Source organism: Rhodanobacter sp. G2-10 (genome assembly GCF_055809185.1).
Window position 1 is genome coordinate 3662763 of sequence record NZ_CM147900.1, and the last position, 20414, is coordinate 3683176.

The 20414-nt window shown below is 65.2% G+C and carries 14 protein-coding genes; 7 read left to right on the forward strand and 7 right to left on the reverse strand.

The features are described 5' to 3' along the window. Window position 1 precedes the first annotated feature (1 nt). From AC0L58_RS16310 to AC0L58_RS16325, 4 genes are all read right to left on the reverse strand, one after another. The gene (locus AC0L58_RS16310; RefSeq protein ID WP_473685277.1) at window positions 2-1462 is read right to left on the reverse strand and encodes a glutamate synthase subunit beta; all 1461 of its coding nucleotides are present in this window, start codon (window positions 1460-1462) and stop codon (window positions 2-4) included. Between the two features lie 23 nt (window positions 1463-1485). Continuing rightward, on the reverse strand, window positions 1486-6189 hold the full coding sequence (locus AC0L58_RS16315) for a glutamate synthase-related protein (RefSeq protein ID WP_473685279.1): 4704 nt from the start codon (window positions 6187-6189) through the stop codon (window positions 1486-1488). 119 nt (window positions 6190-6308) lie between these two features. Beyond that, window positions 6309-8249: an acetate--CoA ligase gene (gene acs / locus AC0L58_RS16320; RefSeq protein ID WP_473685282.1), complete on the reverse strand. Its 1941-nt coding sequence runs from the start codon at window positions 8247-8249 to the stop codon at window positions 6309-6311. 320 nt (window positions 8250-8569) lie between these two features. Then, window positions 8570-8830, reverse strand: a complete 261-nt coding sequence (locus tag AC0L58_RS16325; protein ID WP_473685285.1) for a GlsB/YeaQ/YmgE family stress response membrane protein — start codon at window positions 8828-8830, stop codon at window positions 8570-8572. A 273-nt stretch (window positions 8831-9103) separates the two neighbouring features. Between AC0L58_RS16325 and AC0L58_RS16330 the strand changes: the two genes are divergently transcribed. The 3 genes from AC0L58_RS16330 (at window position 9104) to AC0L58_RS16340 (ending at window position 11045) form a co-directional block, all read left to right on the forward strand. After that, window positions 9104-10222: a PA0069 family radical SAM protein gene (locus AC0L58_RS16330; protein ID WP_473685287.1), complete on the forward strand. Its 1119-nt coding sequence runs from the start codon at window positions 9104-9106 to the stop codon at window positions 10220-10222. A 184-nt stretch (window positions 10223-10406) separates the two neighbouring features. Further along, window positions 10407-10745 (forward strand): PRC-barrel domain-containing protein, encoded by a 339-nt coding sequence (locus AC0L58_RS16335; RefSeq protein ID WP_473685289.1) that lies wholly within the window; start codon window positions 10407-10409, stop codon window positions 10743-10745. 123 nt (window positions 10746-10868) lie between these two features. Further along, entirely contained in the window at window positions 10869-11045 is a 177-nt protein-coding gene (locus tag AC0L58_RS16340; protein ID WP_473685291.1) for a hypothetical protein, read from the forward strand. A gap of 51 nt (window positions 11046-11096) precedes the next feature. Here the strand turns inward: AC0L58_RS16340 and AC0L58_RS16345 are convergent, their stop codons facing one another. The 3 genes from AC0L58_RS16345 to AC0L58_RS16355 form a co-directional block, all read right to left on the reverse strand. Beyond that, a complete protein-coding gene (locus tag AC0L58_RS16345; RefSeq protein ID WP_473685293.1) occupies window positions 11097-12782 on the reverse strand; it encodes an ABC1 kinase family protein in 1686 nt (561 codons plus the stop codon). Window positions 12783-12899: 117 nt separating this feature from the next. Beyond that, on the reverse strand, window positions 12900-14957 hold the full coding sequence (locus AC0L58_RS16350) for a S9 family peptidase (protein WP_473685295.1): 2058 nt from the start codon (window positions 14955-14957) through the stop codon (window positions 12900-12902). Window positions 14958-15102: 145 nt separating this feature from the next. Then, on the reverse strand, window positions 15103-16131 hold the full coding sequence (locus tag AC0L58_RS16355; protein WP_473685297.1) for a class 1 fructose-bisphosphatase: 1029 nt from the start codon (window positions 16129-16131) through the stop codon (window positions 15103-15105). A 191-nt stretch (window positions 16132-16322) separates the two neighbouring features. Between AC0L58_RS16355 and AC0L58_RS16360 the strand changes: the two genes are divergently transcribed. From AC0L58_RS16360 to AC0L58_RS16375, 4 genes are all read left to right on the forward strand, one after another. Further along, window positions 16323-16931, forward strand: coding sequence for a DJ-1/PfpI family protein (locus AC0L58_RS16360; protein ID WP_473685299.1), 609 nt, complete (start codon window positions 16323-16325; stop codon window positions 16929-16931). 46 nt (window positions 16932-16977) lie between these two features. Next, window positions 16978-17610, forward strand: a complete 633-nt coding sequence (locus AC0L58_RS16365) for a glutathione S-transferase family protein (RefSeq protein ID WP_473685301.1) — start codon at window positions 16978-16980, stop codon at window positions 17608-17610. Between the two features lie 88 nt (window positions 17611-17698). Continuing rightward, window positions 17699-18403: a helix-turn-helix transcriptional regulator gene (locus tag AC0L58_RS16370; protein ID WP_473685303.1), complete on the forward strand. Its 705-nt coding sequence runs from the start codon at window positions 17699-17701 to the stop codon at window positions 18401-18403. A 163-nt stretch (window positions 18404-18566) separates the two neighbouring features. Next, on the forward strand, window positions 18567-20330 hold the full coding sequence (locus AC0L58_RS16375; RefSeq protein WP_473688768.1) for a DUF885 domain-containing protein: 1764 nt from the start codon (window positions 18567-18569) through the stop codon (window positions 20328-20330). Window positions 20331-20414 lie beyond the last annotated feature (84 nt).

The window sequence follows — 20414 nt, forward strand, 5'->3', positions numbered from 1 at the left end:
CTCACCGCGACAGACTGGAGCTGCCCATCAGGAACTCGTCCACGGCCTGGGCACACTGCCTTCCCTCCCGAATCGCCCACACCACCAGTGACTGGCCGCGCCGCATGTCGCCTGCGGCAAAAACCTTGTCCACGCTGGTGCGATATCGCGCCTGTCCTTCGGTGCTGGCTTGGGCATTGCCACGCGCATCCTTGTCCACGCCGAACGCGTCCAGCACCGCCCCCACCGGGGAAACGAAACCCATCGCCAGCAACACCAAGTCCGCTTGAATCTCGAACTCGCTGCCGGGCAGCTCGCTCATCTTGCCGTCCTTCCACTGCAGGCGCACGGCGGTGAGGCCGCGAACCCTGCCCTTGCCATCGTCGTTGAAGCACTTGGTCGCCACCGCCCAGTCGCGCTGGCAACCCTCCTCGTGCGAACTGGAGGTACGCAGGCGGATCGGCCAGTACGGCCAGGTCAACGGCTTGTTCTCCTGAATCGGCGGCTGCGGCAGCAACTCGAACTGGGTGATCGCCGCCGCGCCCTGACGGTTGGAGGTGCCGACGCAATCCGAACCGGTGTCGCCGCCACCGATCACCACCACCTGCTTGTCCGAAGCCAGGATCTGTTGCGGCAAGCTGTCGCCGGCCACGATGCGGTTCTGTTGCGGCAGGAACTCCATCGCGAAATGCACGCCCGCGAGTTCGCGTCCCGGCACCGGCAGGTCGCGCGGCTGCTCGGCGCCGCCGGCCAGCACCACCGCGTCGAACTGCTGCTGCAACTGTTCGACCGTCATCCGCTCCGCCGCGCCAGCGGCCTTGTCAACTTCGCCCCCGACCATCACGCCGGGGCGAAACTGCACGCCCTCGGCGCGCATCTGCTCGATGCGGCGATCGATGTGGTCCTTCTGCAACTTGAAGTCGGGAATGCCGTAACGCAGCAGTCCGCCGATGCGGTCGTTCTTCTCGAACACCGTCACCGCGTGTCCCGCGCGCGCCAGCTGCTGAGCAGCCGCCAGACCGGCCGGACCGGATCCGACCACGGCGACCTTCCAGCCGGTCTGCCGAGCCGGCGGTTGCGGCACTACCCAGCCCTCTTCCCACGCCTTGTCGATGATCTTGTGCTCGATCGACTTGATCCCCACCGCGTCATCATTGATGTTCAACGTGCACGCCGCCTCGCACGGCGCCGGGCAGATGCGGCCGGTGAACTCGGGGAAGTTGTTGGTGGAGTGCAGCACCTCGATGGCGCGCTTCCAGTCCTGTCGATAAACCAGGTCGTTGAAATCCGGAATGATGTTGTTCACCGGACAGCCGTTGTGGCAGAACGGAATGCCGCAATCCATGCAGCGCGCCGCCTGGATCTTCGCCTTGTCGTCCCTCAGCTGCGGCGTGAACTCGCGCCAGTGCTGCTTGCGCGCGGTCGGTGCCTCGCTGACTTCGGGCACGCGCGGGTATTCGAGAAAGCCGGTGATCTTGCCCATGATTGCTCTAGTCTCCTGCCGGCTCAGGCCGTGGCCTGGGCGGTGGATTGAGGCGCGCCTTGCCGTGCCGCTTCACCCAGCGCGCGCTTGTACTCGTGCGGCATCACCTTCACGAAGTGGGTGCGCGCGTTGATCCAGTCATGCAGGATCGCCTTCGCGCGGAAGCTGCCCGTATATCGGAAATGCGACTCCAGCAGCCCGCGCAAGATCGCCTCGTCGGTCTCGCCGGCTGCGCCGCGTGTGGGCGCGTGCCACAGCTCGCGCGGCACGCGCAGACCTTGTTCGACACCCGACAGCACCGGCTCCAGTGCCACCATGGCCAGGTTGCAACGCGACTGGAACTGGATGTCCGGATCGTAGACGTAAGCCACGCCGCCGGACATGCCGGCCGCGAAGTTTCGCCCGGTCTCGCCGAGCACGGCCACGGTGCCACCGGTCATGTACTCGCAGCCGTGGTCACCGACACCCTCGACCACCGCGCTGGCGCCGGAATTGCGCACCGCGAAGCGTTCGCCGGCGACGCCGTTGAAATAGGCCTCGCCCTCGGTCGCGCCATACAGCACCGTGTTGCCGACGATGATGTGCTCCGGCCCGAAGCCATGAAAATCGTTGGGCGAGCGGATGATGATGCGGCCGCCGGACATGCCCTTGCCCACATAGTCATTCGCCTCACCGACCAGATCGAAGGTGATGCCACGCGCCAGGAAGGCGCCGAAGCTCTGTCCGGCCACGCCATCGAGCTGCACGTGGATGGTGTCGTCCGGCAAGCCGGCATGACCGTGGCGGCGGGCCAGCACGCCGGACAGCATGGCGCCGACCGACCGGTTCACATTGCGGATGCCGACGATGAAACTGCAGCGCTCGCCGTGCTCCAGCGCGGCGCGCGCCTTCCCGATCAGCACATGGTCGAGCGCCCTGCCGCCAGGGGCGAGGCCGTGATCCTGACTTTCCACATGCCGCCGCGCGACCTCGGCCGGCACCTGCGGCTGATGGAACACGCGCGCGAAGTCCAGCTCGCGCGCCTTCCAGTGTTCGATGCCCTGGCGCATGTCGAGCAGCTCGGTGCGGCCGATCAGATCGTCGAAGCGGCGGATGCCCAGCTGCGCCATGATCTGGCGCGCCTCCTCGGCGACGAAGAAGAAGAAATTCACCACATGCTCGGGCTTGCCGCTGAATTTCTTGCGCAGCACCGGATCCTGCGTGGCGACGCCGACCGGGCAGGTATTGAGGTGGCATTTGCGCATCATGATGCAGCCTTCCACCACCAGCGGCGCGGTGGCGAAACCGAATTCGTCCGCACCGAGCAGCGCGCCGATCACCACGTCGCGACCGGTCTTCATCTGGCCGTCTGCCTGCACCCGGATGCGCCCGCGCAGGTGGTTCAGCACCAGGGTCTGCTGGGTCTCGGCCAGGCCAAGTTCCCACGGCGTGCCGGCATGCTTGATTGAGGACAACGGCGATGCGCCGGTGCCGCCATCGTGCCCGGCGATCACCACGTGGTCAGCCTTGCACTTCGCCACGCCTGCGGCGACGGTGCCCACGCCAACCTCGGACACCAGCTTCACCGAGATCGAGGCTTCGGGATTGCAGCTTTTGAGGTCGTGGATCAGCTGGGCCAGATCCTCGATCGAATAGATGTCGTGGTGCGGCGGTGGCGAGATCAGGCCGACGCCGGGCACCGAGAAGCGCAGCTGCGCGATGTACTCGGAAACCTTGTGCCCGGGCAGTTGGCCACCTTCGCCGGGTTTGGCGCCCTGCGACACCTTGATCTGGATCTGGTCGGCCGACACCAGGTAGGCGGCGGTGACGCCGAAACGTCCGGAGGCCACCTGCTTGATGCGCGAGCGCAACGAATCGCCCGGAAGCAACGGCGTGTCGCTTTCGATGCGACCGGCACCGAGGATGCTGCCCAGCGTTTCGCCCTCGCCAATCGGCACGCCGCGCAGCTCATTGCGATAGCGCGCCTCGTCCTCGCCACCTTCACCGGTGTTGGACTTGCCGCCGATCCGGTTCATCGCCACGGCCAGGGTGGCGTGCGCCTCGGTCGAGATCGAGCCCAGCGACATCGCGCCGGTGGCAAAGCGCTTCACGATTTCCTTCGCCGGCTCCACCTCGTCCAGCGGGATCGCCGCCGACGGATCGCTGCGGAACTCGAACAGACCACGCAGCGTCATGTGCCGACGCGTCTGGTCGTTGATGAGCTCGGCGTACTCCTTGTAGGTGGAGGCGCTGTTGGCGCGGGTCGCATGCTGCAGCTTGGCGATGCTGTCCGGCGACCACAGGTGCGCTTCGCCGCCCACGCGCCAGGCGTACTCGCCGCCATCGCCGAGCGCCTCCGACGAGCGCGTCGCGTCGCCATAGGCCGCCTCGTGCAGACGCAGGGCCTCGGCCGCCAGCTCGAACAGGCCGATCCCCTCGATCGTGCTGGTGGTGCCGTTGAAGTAGGTGTCCACCAACTGGCTGTTCAAGCCCACGGCTTCGAAAATCTGCGCGCCGGTGTAGGACATGTAGGTGGAGATGCCCATCTTCGACAGCACTTTCTGCAGGCCCTTGCCGATCGCCTTGATGTAGTTGCCGATCGCCTTCTCGACGCTGATGGCGCCCGAGGTGATGGCCGCATCCTGGGCCAGCGTCTCCATTGCCAGGTAAGGGTGGATCGCCTCGGCGCCGTAGCCGGCGAGCAGGGCGAAATGCTGCACCTCGCGCGCCGAGCCGGTTTCCACCACCAGCCCGCTGCTGGTGCGCAGGCCCTTGCTGACCAGGTGCTGATGGATTGCCGAGGTGGCCAGCAGGGCCGGGATCGCCACGCGCTCGCGGCTGGCCTGGCGGTCCGACACGATCAGGATGTTGTGGTCCTGCGTGATCGCATCCACCGCCTGCGCACACAGCGAGGCCAGGCGCGCCTCGATGCCGGCCTTGCCCCAGCTGGCGGGGTAGGTGATGTCCAGTTCGAAGCTGCGGAACTTGCCGCGCGAGGGCCGTTCGATGTCGCGCAACTTGGCCATGTCGGCAAAGTCGAGGATCGGCTGCGCCACTTCCAGTCGCAGCGGCGGATTGATGTTGTTGATGTCGAGCAGGTTCGGCTTCGGTCCGATGAAGGACACCAGCGACATCACCATCTGCTCGCGGATCGGGTCGATCGCCGGATTGGTGACCTGGGCGAACAGCTGCCGGAAATACTGGTACAGCGACTTGTTGAGCTCCGACAGCACCGCCAGCGGCGTGTCGTTGCCCATCGAGCCGATCGCTTCCTGGCCGTCCAGCGCCATCGGCAGCAACTGGAACTTCAGGTCTTCCAGCGTGAAGCCGAACGCGCGCTGGCGATCGATCAGGCTATCGTCGCTGCCTGCGTCGGAGCGCACGCCGGGCAGGTCGTCCAGGCGAATGCGGATATGCTCGATCCACTGCTTGTACGGGCGGGCATTGGCCAACTGGTCCTTCAGTTCCTTGTCGTCGATGATGCGGCCGGCCTCCATGTCGATCAGCAGCATCTTGCCCGGCTGCAGCCGCCACTTCTTCACGATGCGCGGCTCGGCGATCGGCAGCACGCCGGCTTCGGAGGCGAGAATCACCAGGTCGTCGTCGGTGATGACGTAGCGCGCGGGGCGCAGGCCATTGCGATCCAGTGTGGCGCCGACCTGGCGACCGTCGGTGAACGCGATCGCGGCCGGACCGTCCCAGGGCTCCATCATCGCCGCGTGGTATTCGTAGAACGCGCGGCGGTTGTCGTCCATCAGGGTGTGACGTTCCCACGCCTCGGGAATCATCATCATCATCGCGTGCGACAGCGGGTAGCCGGCCATCGTCAGCAGTTCGAGACAGTTGTCGAACGAGGCGGTGTCGGACTGGCCCGGATAGATCAGCGGCCACAGCTTGGCCAGGTCGTCGCCGAGCACCGGCGAGGAGATCGCGCCGGTGCGGGCGTTCAACCAGTTGACGTTGCCCTTGACCGTGTTGATCTCGCCGTTGTGCGCGACCATGCGATACGGATGCGCCAGCTCCCACGCCGGGAAGGTATTGGTGGAGAAGCGCTGGTGCACCAGCGCCAGCGCCGACACCGCACGCGGGTCGGTGAGGTCCGGATAGTAGGTGCCGACCTGGTCGGCCAGCAGCAGGCCCTTGTAGACCACGGTGCGGGTGGACATCGAGGGGACGAAGTATTCACGCCCGTGCTTGAGGTTCAGCGCACGGATCGCGTGGCTGGAAGTCTTGCGGATCACGTAGAGCTTACGCTCCAGCGAGTCGGGCACCATGATGTCCGCGCCGCGGCCGATGAACAGCTGGCGGATCACCGGCTCGCGCGCCTTCACCGCGGGCGACATCGGCATGTCGCTGTCCACGCGCACGTCGCGCCAGCCCAGCACCACCTGGCCTTCGGCGCGCACGGTACGTTCCAGCTCCTGTTCGCACGCCCGGCGCGAAGCATGCTCCTTGGGCAGGAAGATCATGCCCACGCCGTATTCGCCCGGCGGCGGCAGCTGGATGCCCTGCAGCGCCATTTCCTCGCGGTAGAGCTGGTCGGGGAGCTGGATCAGGATGCCGGCGCCGTCGCCCATCAGCGGGTCGGCACCAACCGCGCCACGATGATCGAGGTTGCGCAGGATCAGCAGGCCCTGCTCGATGATCTGGTGACTCTTGCGCCCCTTGATATGCGCCACGAAGCCCACGCCGCAGGCGTCGTGCTCGTGCCTTGGGTCGTACAAACCCTGCGCGCGTGGCTGGTCCATGGTCTGGGCTCCCGAAACAAGGGGGAGTCTCGACTATAGTGCGTTGCAACAAAAAGAAGCAAGCAAAATCAAATGGACGTATATATGGCCGAATCCATGGCCGGACGATCCTATCCAGATTATTTGATCAAACGTTCGTCGACCAGGTTCTGTACCACGCCCGGGTCAGCCAGCGTGGTGATGTCGCCGAGCTGGTCGGGGCGGTTCTCGCCGATCTTGCGCAGGATGCGGCGCATGATCTTGCCCGAGCGGGTCTTCGGCAGGCCGGGCGCCCATTGCAGGTAGTCCGGCGTGGCAATCGGGCCGATCTCCTTGCGCACCCAGGCGATCAGCTCCTTGCGCAGCTCGTCGCTGCCGGTCTCGCCGGCGACCAGGGTGACGTAGGCGTAGATGCCTTGCCCCTTGATGTCGTGCGGGCAGCCGACCACCGCAGCTTCGGCGACCTTGGGGTGCGCCACCAGGGCGCTTTCCACCTCGGCCGTGCCCAGGCGGTGACCGGAGACGTTGATCACGTCATCCACGCGACCGGTGATCCAGTAATAGCCGTCCTCGTCGCGACGGGCGCCATCGCCGGTGAAGTAGTTGCCGGGGTAGGCGCTGAAATAGGTTTCGATGAAACGCTTGTGGTCGCCGTAGATCGTGCGTACCTGGCCGGGCCAGGAATCGGTGATCAACAGGTTGCCCTCGGCGACGCCCTCCTGCACCGCGCCGTCGGCGTCGACGATCGCCGGCTTGATGCCGAAGAACGGCAGCGTGGCCGAACCGGGCTTGGTACCGATGGCGCCGGGTAGCGGCGAAATCATGATGCCGCCGGTTTCGGTCTGCCACCACGTGTCCACGATCGGGCAGCGCTCCTCGCCGACCACGCGGTGATACCACTCCCAGGCTTCCGGATTGATCGGCTCGCCGACCGAACCGAGCAGGCGCAGGCTGGCGCGTGAGCTCTTCTTCACCGGTTCCTCGCCTTCGCGCATCAGGGCGCGGATCGCCGTGGGCGCGGTGTAGAAGATCGTCACCTTGTGCTTGTCCACGACCTGCCAGAAGCGGCTGTAGTCGGGATAGTTGGGTACGCCTTCGAACATCACCGTGGTGGCGCCATTGCACAGCGGGCCGTACACCACGTAGCTGTGGCCGGTGACCCAGCCCACGTCGGCGGTGCACCAGTAGATGTCGTCCTCGCGCAGGTCGAATACCTGCTCGTGGGTATAGCTGGTGAACACCAGGTAGCCGCCGGTGCTGTGCTGGACGCCCTTGGGCTTGCCGGTGGACCCGGAGGTGTAAAGCACGAACAGTGGATGCTCCGCTTCGACGGGGGTCGGCGCACAGTCGGCCGATTGGCCTTCCATCAGCGTGTGGTAGTAACGGTCGCGCGGTGACTGCATGTTCACCGCGCCGCCGGTGTGGCGCACCACGATCACGGTTTCCACGCTGTTGGTGTGCGGCCGTTCCAGTGCGGCGTCCACGTTGACCTTGAGCGGGACGTGCTTGCCGGCGCGCAGGCCTTCGTCGGCGGTGATCACGACCTTGGCCTGCGAGTCGGCGATGCGACCGGCCAGCGAGTCGGGCGAGAAGCCGCCGAACACCACCGAGTGGATCGCACCGAGCCGGGCGCAGGCCAGCATCGCCACCGCCGCCTCGGGAATCATCGGCAGGTAGATCGCCACGCGGTCGCCCTTGACCACGCCCAGGTGTTTCAGGGTGTTGGCGAACTTGCAGACTTCGGTGTGCAACTCGCGATAGGTGATGCGGCGCGAATCCTTCGGGTCATCACCTTCGAAGATGATCGCCACCTTGTCGCCACGCTTCTCCAGCTGCCGGTCCAGGCAGTTCGCGCTCACGTTGAGCTCGCCGTCTTCGTACCAGCGGATGTGCAGATCCTTGGGATCGAAAGACACGCTCTTGATCTTTGTCGGCGGTTTGATCCAGTCCACGCGCTGACCGATGCGAGCCCAGAACTTCTCCGGATCGTTGACCGATTCCGCATACAGGCGCTTGTAGTCGTCTTGGCGCAGACGGGCCGCGGCGGCAAACGAGGGATCGACCGGGTAAAGCTTGGACATGGCTTGGCTCCTGCTGGCTGGGCGTCGGAAACAACGACGGAAGGGCCGCGCAGGCAGCAGCGCCGGGCGGCGTGGGAGTTCGAGTGTAGCCCGATCATCGCGCCGATGGCGGTGAATCGTGCGAGTCGAATTGTTCGACCTGTCGCCCACGCGGGTGCGATGCTGATCGGGCCCGTGCCCACCAACCAGCCGCTGCAGTACTGCTTCAATGGGGCGGCATCACCCCAGTCGACGTGGATTGCTGACCGTTCACGGCGTGGCCGCACCACGCGGCCAAGGCCGGTGGCTTGAGCGCCGGGCGCGGCTTGCCGCCGTTCGAATCAAGCGCGCCTGAACAGCCCGATGATGACCAACAACACGACCGCGCCAATGAGCGCGTACAAAATGCTGGTGACCAGCGGATTGACGACGCTGAAACTGACGCCGAGCGCCGGCAGCAACCAGCCGGCGAGAAACGCGCCGACGATACCGATCACGATATTGCCGAGCAGGCCGAAGCCGAAGCCACGCACGAGCAGACCGGCCAGCCAGCCGGCGATGGCGCCTATCAACAGAAAGATGATCAAGGCCGTAGCAGTCATCACTAACTCCTGGTGCGAGCGGAAATGGTCGCTTGCGGTTGCGCGTGTGTTCCACGCCACGCTGCGCAAGAGTCCTTCTTGTGTTGTGCATTAACCGTGACGAACGCGTGCAGCGGGTGTCCGGTGACTTTGTGGCCGCTTCCCGATGACCGTGACCGGCAAGATGCAGAAGTGCCTGATGCGCGAAACGATGGTGGCCGGGCCGGCGAATCGACCCCTCGGTCGGGCCGGAATGTCGCGACGGTTGAGACTGCGACCGACGACACTGCGCGCATGACCGCTTCGCCACCCATGCCGACGCCACCGGAGCAGCACGCCGTGACCCGTCCACACAAGGGCCGCGGTGCCGCTTCGAATCCCGAAGGCCGTTTCGAAAGCATCCGCTATCAGGCCGAGGACGATGGCTGGCAAAGCCTCTTGCTGGATCAGGACTCACCACGTCCATGCACCGAGGTGAGCGAAGAGCGGGCGCGAAGCGTGATCAGCCGCAACGACTCGCCGGACATTGCATTCAGCCAGGCGATCAATCCGTATCGCGGTTGCGAGCACGGGTGCATCTACTGTTTTGCGCGCCCGTCGCACAGCTATCTCAACCTGTCGCCCGGGCTCGACTTCGAGACAAAGCTGCGCGCCAAGGGCAACCTGGCCGAGGTGTTGCGGTCCGAGCTGGGCAAGCCCGGCTACGTGGTCAGTCCGATCAACATCGGCAGCAATACCGATCCCTACCAACCGATCGAAAAGCGCTGGCGCCTGACCCGTGCCGCGCTGGAACTGCTGGCCGATTGCCACCATCCATGCACCATCGTCACCAAGAACGCCATGGTCGAACGCGATCTCGATCTGCTGGTGCGGATGGCGCGTGAGAACCTGGTGCAGGTATTCGTGTCAGTCAATTCGCTGGACAACCGGTTGGCCGCAAAACTCGAGCCCCGCGCCAGCGCACCGCATCGCCGGATCAAGGCCATCCACGCCCTGGCCGAAGCGGGGGTCCCGGTCGGCGTGCTGGTGGCGCCAATCATTCCGGCCCTGAACGACCACGACATGGAAGCGGTGATGGCGCGCGCGGCGGAGGCGGGCGCGGACTGCGCCGGTTACACCACCCTGCGCCTGCCGCACGAGCTGAAGGCGCTGTTCCGCGAATGGTTGGCGTTGCACGCCCCGCGGCGCTCCGCCCACGTAATGAGCCTGGTGCAGCAGATGAACGGCGGGCTTGACTACGACAGCAACTTCGCGACCCGCATGCGTGGTTCCGGCGTGATCGCCGAAATGCTGCGTCGCCGCTTCGACGTCGCATGCCGCAAGCACGGTTTCGCCCGTGCCCGCGACCTCACACTCGACATCACACGGTTCGTCCCGCCGCGCAAGGCATCGCCGCAGGGTGAATTGTTCTGACGTCATTCATTCGGATCGGCTTGTGTGATTCGGGTCTGCAAGCGGCTTGCGAGCGACCTTGTTAGGTGCAGGTCGTGCGCAGGCCATCCGGTGGGCACCGAAGATTCACGCCCGACCCTGCAGGCTTCGAATCCCCCCACAGCACCTGTGCCAATGGCATGGTGCCTCTCCGAGGAAATCCCGCATGGCCACTTCACCCCGCTTTCTCTCCGCGTCCACCCTTTCCGGCGACGCCATCAAGAACCCCCAAGGCGATTCGCTGGGGGACCTCAAGGACATCATGATCGACACCACTTCCGGCAAGGTTGCCTACGCCGTGCTCTCCTTCGGCGGCATCCTTGGCATGGGTGACAAGCTGTTTGCGGTGCCGTGGGAAGCGTTGGCCGTCGACGCAGAGAACAAATGTCTTGTCCTCAATGTCAGCAAGGAGCGGCTCAAGGATGCACCGGGCTTCGACAAGGACCACTGGCCGAACTTCGCCGAGCCGGCATTTGCCGACGAGCTGCGCGGCTACTACCGCTGAGCACGGAGCGCCGGACGGATGGATCGCCGCCGGCTCTTCACGCGCTTGTGAGGACGAATGGGCTGCACTGTGCGGAATGGTCACCACGTTGATCGGGTGCACCTTCCTGCACAGGAGTCATCAATGTCCTCATTCGCGCTTTACCTTATTGGCATGATCGTTGTCATTGGCGGGCTTGCCTACATCGCTACGCTGGTGCACGTGCCTGTCGAGTGGATTGTTGGCGGCGCCGTGGTATTGCTCGGCGCCGGCATCCTCGGCGCGGTCACCAAAACCCGCCGCAAGGATCCACCGGAGTGACACCAGACCTCCAAAGAGCGCTATGCCCCCTGTTTTGCGGTGCGTCGATCGTCAGTCGGATTCGCGGTCGGCGGCACGCTGCACCATCCGGTCCCTTCGCAGTGCACTGAGAAGCAGGCTGATACCGAGCACGGCCGCCACCGCGAGGAAAAGTACAGACAGATAAGGCAGGCCGAAAAGTCGCTCCCCATCTTCGATACGCGCCGTCAAAGCCGCGCCGACAACCAGTGCCGCGACAATGATCCCGGTGGCGACGCGGTTGGCAATCTTCTGCATGCTTTCCATCATGCGCGACTCTTCCAGGCCGTCGACACGCACACGCAGCCGGTTCTCGGCCAACGTGCGCAGGATGGCGGCCATGTGTTGCGGGGTGTGTCGAGCCAGCTCTTGCATATCCAGCCACTCGCTGGCCAGGTTGGCCGGCGACATCGAGCTCAGTGCTTGTTGCCGCAATACCTGTTGCAGGTGTTGTTCCACCAGGGAGCGCACGTCCATGGCGGGATCCAGCGCGTTGGTCACCGCCTCGAGGTTGAGCAAGGTCTTGCCGAGAATGCCCAGTTCCGGCGGCGGTCGCAGGCCGCATCCTGCGCCGACCCGCGCCAGTTCAAGAACCAGTCGCCCTTCCGAGTAGCCTCGTTTGGCCTCCTGCAACCCGGTGTAGCCGGAAACCAGCTGATCGATCTGGCGGCGATAGGCGCCATGCTGGAAGTCCTCCAGCGGGGTGCCCATCGCTTCGCTGATCTCGCCGACCTGGTCGGCATTGCCGCCGATCGCGCCAAGCAGCAGCTTTAGCAGGTTGCGGCGGGTTCGCGGCGGCAATCGCGCGACCATGCCCAGGTCGAACAAGGCCAGTCGCTGGTCGTCCATCAGCAACACGTTGCCCGGGTGCGGGTCGGCGTGCACCAGGCCGTGCACGAACACTTGGTCGAGATAGGCGCGCATCAATTCGCCGGCCTCGGCACTCATCGGATGCTCGATGCGATGCAGCGGCGGCACATGAGTGACCTTGATGCCTCTGACCCGGTCCATGGTGAGCACGCGCGCGGTGGTGAAGTCGTCAAGCGGTTGCGGCACGTACAGCCGTGGGTAGCTCTTGAGATTGGCGGCAAAGCGGCGCAGGTTCTCTGCCTCGAGTTCGAAGTCGATTTCGTTCGCCAGACTGTGGCGCAATTCGTTGACCCAATCCACGAAGCCGTAGCGTCGCCCGATTTCGGTCATCCGTTCCGCCGCGCCCGCAAGTTTCTCGAGGATCGCCAGGTCTTCGCGCAGGGTCTCCGCGATATGCGGACGCTGGACCTTCACCACGACCGCGCGACCATCGCGCAGGGTTGCAGCATGCACCTGCGCCACCGACCCCGCGGCCAGCGGCTCATCATCGAAACTGCCGAACAAGGTGCTGATGCGCGCAGCAAGATCCGTTTCGATCAACGCGCGCACCTCCTCGACCGGCACCGGCGCGACATTGTCCTGCATGCGCTCCAGCGCGTTCATGTAGGCCGGTGGCACCATGTCCGGCCGGGTCGACAAAGCCTGGCCGATCTTGATGAAGGTTGGTCCAAGCGCTTCTAGGTCGTCGACGAACTGTTCGGGTCGACCTTCCGCTACCTGGCCGGCCTGTTCGGCCAGGGTGGTCTCCTGCACGTCCAGGTCCAGCCCGTTGAACAGGCCGGCCTTGCGATAGCGCAGCAGGAACGCGCCGATCTGCGCGTATCGGGAGAGACTGGCGTGTTCACTCATGCGATCAGTTCCCGTGGTGTGATCCAAAGTATGAGGCGATCGTGCGTGTTGGGACGGCAATGACGCGTCAAGATGCGGTTCATCAGCGGAACGGTATCCGCCGAGAGGGGTCGTCGATCAGCTGCTGGGGGGCAGGTACTTGCCGAACCATTCCAGCGCACGCTGCAGCACGTCGCGTTGGTGAGCCGGGTCGACGAAGTGATGGCCTTCATCGGGATAGACCACCAGCGAGGTGGGCACGCCCTGGGCGCGCAGGGCGTGCCACATCTCGAACGATTGCGGCGCGGGGCACTCCGCGTCGCGGTCGCCGACCACGATCAGCATCGGCGTTTTCACCTGCTTGATGAAGTTGATCGGCGAGCTCTTGGCATAGACCGCCGGATCGTCGTAGACGGTGGCGCCGAAGAACGGCGGCATCCACTGGTCGATCAGGTTCTGGCCGTAATAGCTCTGCCAGTTCGAGATGCCGGCGCCCGCCACTACGGCGCGGAAGCGCTGGGTCTGGGTCGGCGCGAACATGCTCATGAAACCGCCGTAGCTCCAGCCGGTGAGGCCGAGCCGCTGGTCATCAACCGGTACGATTTTCTCCACTGCATCAACGCCGGCAAGGATGTCGCGCAGGTCGCCATGGCCGAAATCCTTGCGGTTGGCCTGCACGTATTTCTCACCCTGGCCAAAGCTGCCGCGCGGATTCGGCATGAACACGAAGTAGCCCAGCGCCGAAAACGGCACGGCGCCATAGCCCACACCCGGCCAGCGCGGAATCACCGCGCTGGCCGGACCGCCGTGCACCACCACGATCATCGGGTAGGTCTTGTCCGGATCGTAGTTCGCCGGGTACAGCAGCCAGCCTTGGTTGTGGAAACCCTCGTTGTTCCACTCCACCGTTTCGGCCTTGCCCCATGACGGCTTCAAGGCGGCGTTGAGCGAGGTGACGGGCGGTGGCGGCACCTCGCCCAGTGCGCCGGCGTGGATTTCGGAAGCGCTGGTGTAGGAACTCTGCACGAAGGCAAGATGCCGGTGATCGTGGGACAGCGACACCGCCATCGAGGCGCTGCCGTCGCCGATGCGCGCCGGGACCGTGAAATACAGTTTCTGCTGCCGGGCCGCGTCCGCACTCACGCGGTAGTTCGCCAGCTCGCTCTGTCCGTTGCTAATCTGACTGACCAGCATCGACTGCGGGCTGGTCCAGGCCAGCCAGCTCGGCGTGACACGGATGCCCGAGGTCAGGTGGGTGAGCGCGCCGCCTTTGGCCGGCACCGCGTAGATATCGCCGCCGGTGGCACCCTGGTCGCTCATCAGGCCGCCGATGAAGGCGATCCGTGATCCATCCGGAGACCACCGCGGCAGCGCCATCTGCAGGCCGTGCAGGGAACCGGTGCTCTGGTCGGAAGGATCGACCAGCAACCTGGCCGTGGCGCCGGGCTGCGCCGGCTGGACATACAGATTGGCGATCCACCAGTTGTTGTCACCCGGCGGTTTGGCCGCGGTGTACGCGATCGACGATCCATCCGGTGACCAGTCGAACTCGTACGCGTAGATGTTTGCGGGCGTCAGTTCGCGCAGCTTGCCGCCCGGCACGTCGATACTGGCCACGCGCTGCACTTCCACGCCGCTGACGCCGATCTCGCCGGAAGGCCGCTTTGCGGCCGCGACCGCGCTGGCATGGCGGGTGGCGCCGGCCACGTAGAGAAAGCCGAGCGACTTGCCGTCTCGGGTCCATTGCAACGCCCGCACGTAGCCGTCCAGTTCGGCCAGACTCGCGGGCGTGTCGTGGCCGGTGGTGTCGGCGAGGTAAATGGTGTTGTGCATCACCCGCGTGCTGGTCAGGTCGACCTTGCAGTTGGAGATGAAGGCCAGATGGCGCGAATCCGGTGCCCACGCGATGCCCGATTCGGCGCAGGTGCCGGGCTTCTTCGCCGCGCTCACCGGGTGCGCGCCGCTACCGTCGGCGGCCGCCACTTCGACCGCCGGGCGGCCATCGCGTTCGATGACCCAGGCCAGTCGCTTGCCATCGGGCGAGATTGCCACGGCATGGATGGACTGCGCCTTGCCCAGGTCGGTGAGCAATTGCTCGATTCGCGGATCGACCGGTTTCGGATCGGCGATCGCCGAGGTTGCCAGCGTGGTCAGCAGCAGACACAACGGGGCGCAAAGCAGGGCGCGTTTCCGCATGGAGGACTCCGGCTCGGGGAATCCGCCCACGCTACAACGGCATTGCGCGGCAGCCAAGTGCGGTAGGGCGGGCTCTGCCCGCCGGTTCCTGCATCGCAAGTCGGAATGGTCGGAAGAGCCGGCGGGCAGAGCCCGCCCTACGTCCTCAATGGGTGACGATTGCTTCGAGGTGGTAGTTGGTGGCCACCTCGACTTCGTCCTTCGAGCCGAGGAATACCGGCACGCGCTGATGCAGGCCGGTGGGCTGCAATTCCATGATCCGCTGCTGGCCGTTGGTCGCCGCGCCGCCGGCCTGCTCGACGATGAAGGCCATCGGATTGGCTTCGTACATGATGCGCAGCTTGCCGCCCTGCTTCTCGATCTTGGCGTCCAGCGGGTAATAGAACACGCCGCCGCGGGTGATGATGCGGTGCACGTCGGCCACCATCGAGGCGACCCAGCGCATGTTGAAATCCTTGCCGCGCGGGCCGGTCTTGCCGGCCAGCAGTTCGCTGATGTAGCGCTGCATCGGCGCCTGCCAGTGGCGCTGGTTGGACATGTTGATGGCGAACTCGGCGGTCTGCGGCGGGATGCGGATGCCGCGCCGGGTCAACACGAAGCTGCCGACCTCCCGGTCCAGCGTGAATTCGTGCGTGCCATGGCCGAAGGTCAGCACCAGCACGGTGGCCGGGCCATACACCACGTAACCGGCCGCGAGCTGTTCCGTGCCTGGCTGGAGAAAGTGCTCGGCCTTGGGTGCCGTGACCCCATCGGGGCAGCGCAGCACCGAGAAGATCGTGCCGACCGAAATATTGACGTCGATGTTGGAACTGCCGTCCAGCGGATCGAACATCAGCAGGTGGTTGCCCTTCGGGTACATGTCGGGAATCTGTTGCGGATCTTCCATTTCCTCCGAGGCGCAGGCGGCCAGATGGCCGCCCCAGGCATTGGCCTCGAGCAGGATCTCGTTGGAGATCACGTCCAGCTTTTTCTGTGCCTCGCCCTGCACGTTGATGCTCTGCGCACCCTCGCTGCCGGCCATGCCCAGCACGTCGCCCAGTGCGCCCTTGCTGGTCGCCACCGCGATCCGCTTGCAGGCGCGGGCCACCACCTCGATCAGCAGCGACAGCTCGGCGTTGATGTGATCGGCGCGGCGTTCCTCGATCAGGAACTGGGTCAGGGAGATGGATTTCATGGCTGGTCCAGAGGCGGTGTGAATGCGTATTGTCGCATTGACCCGCATGTGGGAGCCCACCCTGTGGGCGAATGGTTTTGCGCGGTGTTCAGTGTTCGGTGTTCGGTGTTCGGAAGAGCATTGCTTCCTGCTGACAGCACGTTGGCAGCAGGGGGTGGCCAGGCTGTCGTTCCAAGCAAGGAGGAAGCGACATGCGCGATACGGTGTATTTCCTGGTTTTTGACGGCTTTGCCGACTGGCAGTGTGCGCTGGCGTTGTGCGAGATCCGCCGGCCCGGTGAGTGGCAGGTGCGCACGGTGGGCTTTTCGTCCGCGGCCGTGGATTCGATGGGCGGCCTGCGGGTGCAGCCGGAGCTGGTCATCGATCAGCTTGATCCGGCAAGCGCGGCCCTGCTCATGGTGCCGGGAGGCCATCTGTGGCAGCGCGGTCAGGGCGAGCCGGCGGTGGCGGCGATTGCCCAGGTGCATGCCGCCGGCGCGCCGGTGGCCGGCATCGACAGCGGCGTGCTGGCATTGGCGCGCGCGGGTTTGCTTGATCATTGCCGCCACACCGGCAACTGGTCCGGCCAGATCGCTGGTCAAGTGCCTTCGTATCGTGGCGCCGCGCAATACGACGCCGAGGTGCTGGCGGTCAGCGACGGCGGCGTGATCACGGCCAGTCATCTGGGCAGCGTCGAGTTTGCGCGCGAGGTGATCCACACGCTGGACCTTTACAGTCCGAGCGATCGTGAAGACTGGTATCGATTGTTCAAGCACGCGCAGTTGCCGTCGTGGTGCATCGGCGAAAGCGTTGCCGCATGACGTGCCGGTTCCCGACCCTTGATTTCTTCCCGACGGAGACATGGCCATGTCCAACCCACCCCGCGTTACCTTCTTCCATGCCCCGCAATCCCGCTCCGGTGCCACCCGCGCGCTGTTCGAGGAATTGGGGGTGGACTACGACATGCATGTACTCAGCCTCAAGGCGGGCGACACGCGCAAGCCCGAATACCTGGCAGTCAACCCGATGGGCAAGGTGCCGGCCATTCGTCATGGCGACGCGCTGGTGACCGAGCAGCCCGCGGTGATGATGTATCTGGCCGATCTCTATCCCGACAGCAAACTGGCGCCGGTGATCGGTGGTCCCTTGCGCGGACCGTATCTGCGCTGGATGGTGTTCTACGGCTCATGCTTCGAACCGGCCGTGATCGACAAGTCGATGCAGCGTGAGCCGGCGCCGCCCTCGACTTCGCCGTACGGGGATTTCGACACCATGCTGGGCACGCTCACCGATCAGCTCGGCCGTGGCCCGTACCTGCTGGGCGACACCTTCAGCGCGGCCGACGTACTGTACGGCACGGCGCTTAACTGGATGACGCAGTTCAAACTGGTGCCCGAGCTGCCGGTGATCCGCAGCTACATCGAGCGGGTGACCTCGCGCCCGGCAATGCGACGTGCGGCAGAAGCGGATGCGGCCCTGGCGGCCAAGCAATCGGAATGATCCAGCACAGTGCCGGTTCGAGCGCGCGAAGGGTCAGCCATGACCTTTGCCGCTGGCCGCGCCCCGGCGCGTCGGCGATGATGCGCGCATGCGCCGCGCCGACCGCCTGTTTCTCATCATCCACGCCCTGCGCGGCCGTCGCACCGCGCTGCAGGCGCGGTCGCTGGCGCAGACCCTGGGCGTGTCGCAGCGCACCGTGTACCGCGACGTCGCCGACCTGCAGTTGTCCGGCGTGCCGATCGAGGGCGAGGCCGGCGTGGGCTACATGTTGCGCAAGGGCTCGGACATTCCGCCGCTGATGTTCAACGCCAACGAACTCGAGGCACTGGTGGTCGGATCGCGATTCGTGCGCGCTTTTGCCGGCAGTCGGCTGGCCGAGAGCGCGCGGACCGCGCTGCTGAAGATCGAGGCCGTGTTGCCGCCGGATTTACGTGAACAGGCCGGCACCACGCGCATCTTCGCGCCGGTCTGGCGCGACCAGCACCGTGACGATTTCGCCACCCTGATCGACCAGCTGCACGCGGCCATCGTGGGCAACCAGGTGCTGCGGCTGGACTACCGCGACGAGACCGGTCAGGCCAGCACGCGCGAAGTCGAACCGCTGTGCCTGTCGTTCTGGGGCGGCAAGTGGACGCTGGGCGCGTGGTGCCGGTTGCGCGGGGATTTCCGCAATTTCCGCCCCGACCGCATCGATGTCGGCGTCGCCACCGGCGAGCAGTTCGTCGATGCGCCGGGGCGCGACCTGGCCGCTTACTTGCGCGCCGTCGGCGTCGACAAGGTCGACCTGTACTGAGCCAGCGGCGTGTTCAAGCGGCCGCCGCCGCGCTACGCTGAACTGGCTTGTCCGGATGACGGCAGCTGCCCGGCGCGGCGCATGCCTTCATCCGGCGTTCTTCACGTCTTGCCGAGGAGCCCGTGTGAATATCACCCCGAGGATCATTCGTTTCGCCTTGCTCATGCTGGCGCTTGGCCTGCTGTCGCCGGCCCCCGTTGCGGCTGCACCGGCCGGCTCGGCCGATGGCGGCGCGGATGCGCAGTTCAAACGCATCTACACCACCGAATGGGCCTGGCGCACCGGCCACCCCGGGACCGACCAGTCCGCTGCCACGCCGGACAACGGCCGACTGGACGATGTCGGTGCCGCCAGCCAGCAGCGGCGTCTGGAGTATTGGCAGGGCGTGCTGAAACAGCTCGACGGCCTCGACGTGGCGCAGCTGTCACCGACCAACCGGGTCAACTTCGAGGTGTACTACGCGCAGATCAGCAACCTGCTGGCCGACCAGAAGTTCAAGAACTGGCAGATGCCGTTCAACAGCGACTCGGCGTTCTGGTCGGATATCGGCTACGAACTGGGCGGCGATCACTTGCGCAGCGCCGACGACTACCGCACATACCTCGATCGGCTGGCCCAGATCCCGGCCTATTTTGATCAGCAGATCGCCAACATGCGGCTCGGCCTCAAGCGCGGCTTCAGTGTGCCGCGCGAGGTGCTGAAGGGGCGCGACGTCTCGATTGCCGCGGTGGCCGAACTGAAGGACCCGACTCGCAGCAGCTTCTACGCACCGTTCAAGCACCTGCCGGCATCGATCCCCGCCGACCAGGCGCAGGCGTTGCAGGGCCAGGCGTTGCAGCAGATCCGCGACGAGGTGATTCCCGCCTACGCCAAGCTGCTGAAGTTCTTCCGCGACGAATACGTGCCGCAGGCGCGCACCACGCTGGCAGCCGAGGCGCTGCCCGACGGCAAGGCGTTCTATCGCCAGCAGATCCGCGAATACACCACGCTCGACCTGACGCCTGACCAGATCCACCAGATCGGTCTGGACCAGGTGGCGAATATCCACGCGCAAATGCTCACGGTAATGAAGGACAGCGGCTTCAAGGGCGACTTCCCGGCGTTCCTGGCCTTCCTGCGCAACGATCCGCAGTTCTATGCCAAGACCCCGCAGGAGCTGCTCGACAAGAGTGCCTGGGTGGCCAAGGAAGTCGACGGCAAGATGTCGAAGTTCTTCGGCCACCTGCCGCGCGCGCGCTTCACGATCAAGCCGGTGCCGGCGGATATCGCGCCGTACTACACCTCCGGCCGCGGTGGTCCGGACGTCTATCTGGTCAACACCTACGACCTGAAGTCGCGGCCGCTGTACAACATGCCCGCGCTGACCTTGCATGAGTCCTATCCGGGCCACGCCCTGCAGCTGGAACTGGCGGCGGAACGAAAGGGCCAGCCGGCATTCCGCCGCAACGGCTACATTTCCGCCTATGGCGAAGGCTGGGGCCTGTATTCCGAATACCTCGGCAACGAGATGGGTATCTACAAGACGCCGTACCAGAAGTTCGGCTTCCTCACCTACCAGATGTGGCGAGCCTGTCGGCTGGTGGTCGACACCGGTATCCACCACCTCGGCTGGACGCGGCAGCAGGCGATCGACTTCCTCACCGTCAACACCGCGCTGTCCGACCGCGAGATCGCCAACGAAGTGGATCGCTACATCAGCTGGCCCGGCCAGGCGCTGTCATACGAACTGGGCTATCTGAAAATCCGCGAGCTGCGCGCCAAGGCAGAAAAGGCGCTGGGCCCGAAGTTCGATATCCGCCACTTCAACGACACCGTGCTGTCCACCGGTTCGGTGCCGTTGCCGGTGCTGGAAAAGCGCATCGACCACTTCATTGCCGACGGCGGGCCGGAGCCGGATTACGGTTGCGATTGTGCCAAGGCGAAATGAGCGGACGGCCTTCGCGGGCATTGGTGATGAATGGCGTTTGCTCCAAATATGTAGTAGATTATCCATATACTTCACAGCGAGAGC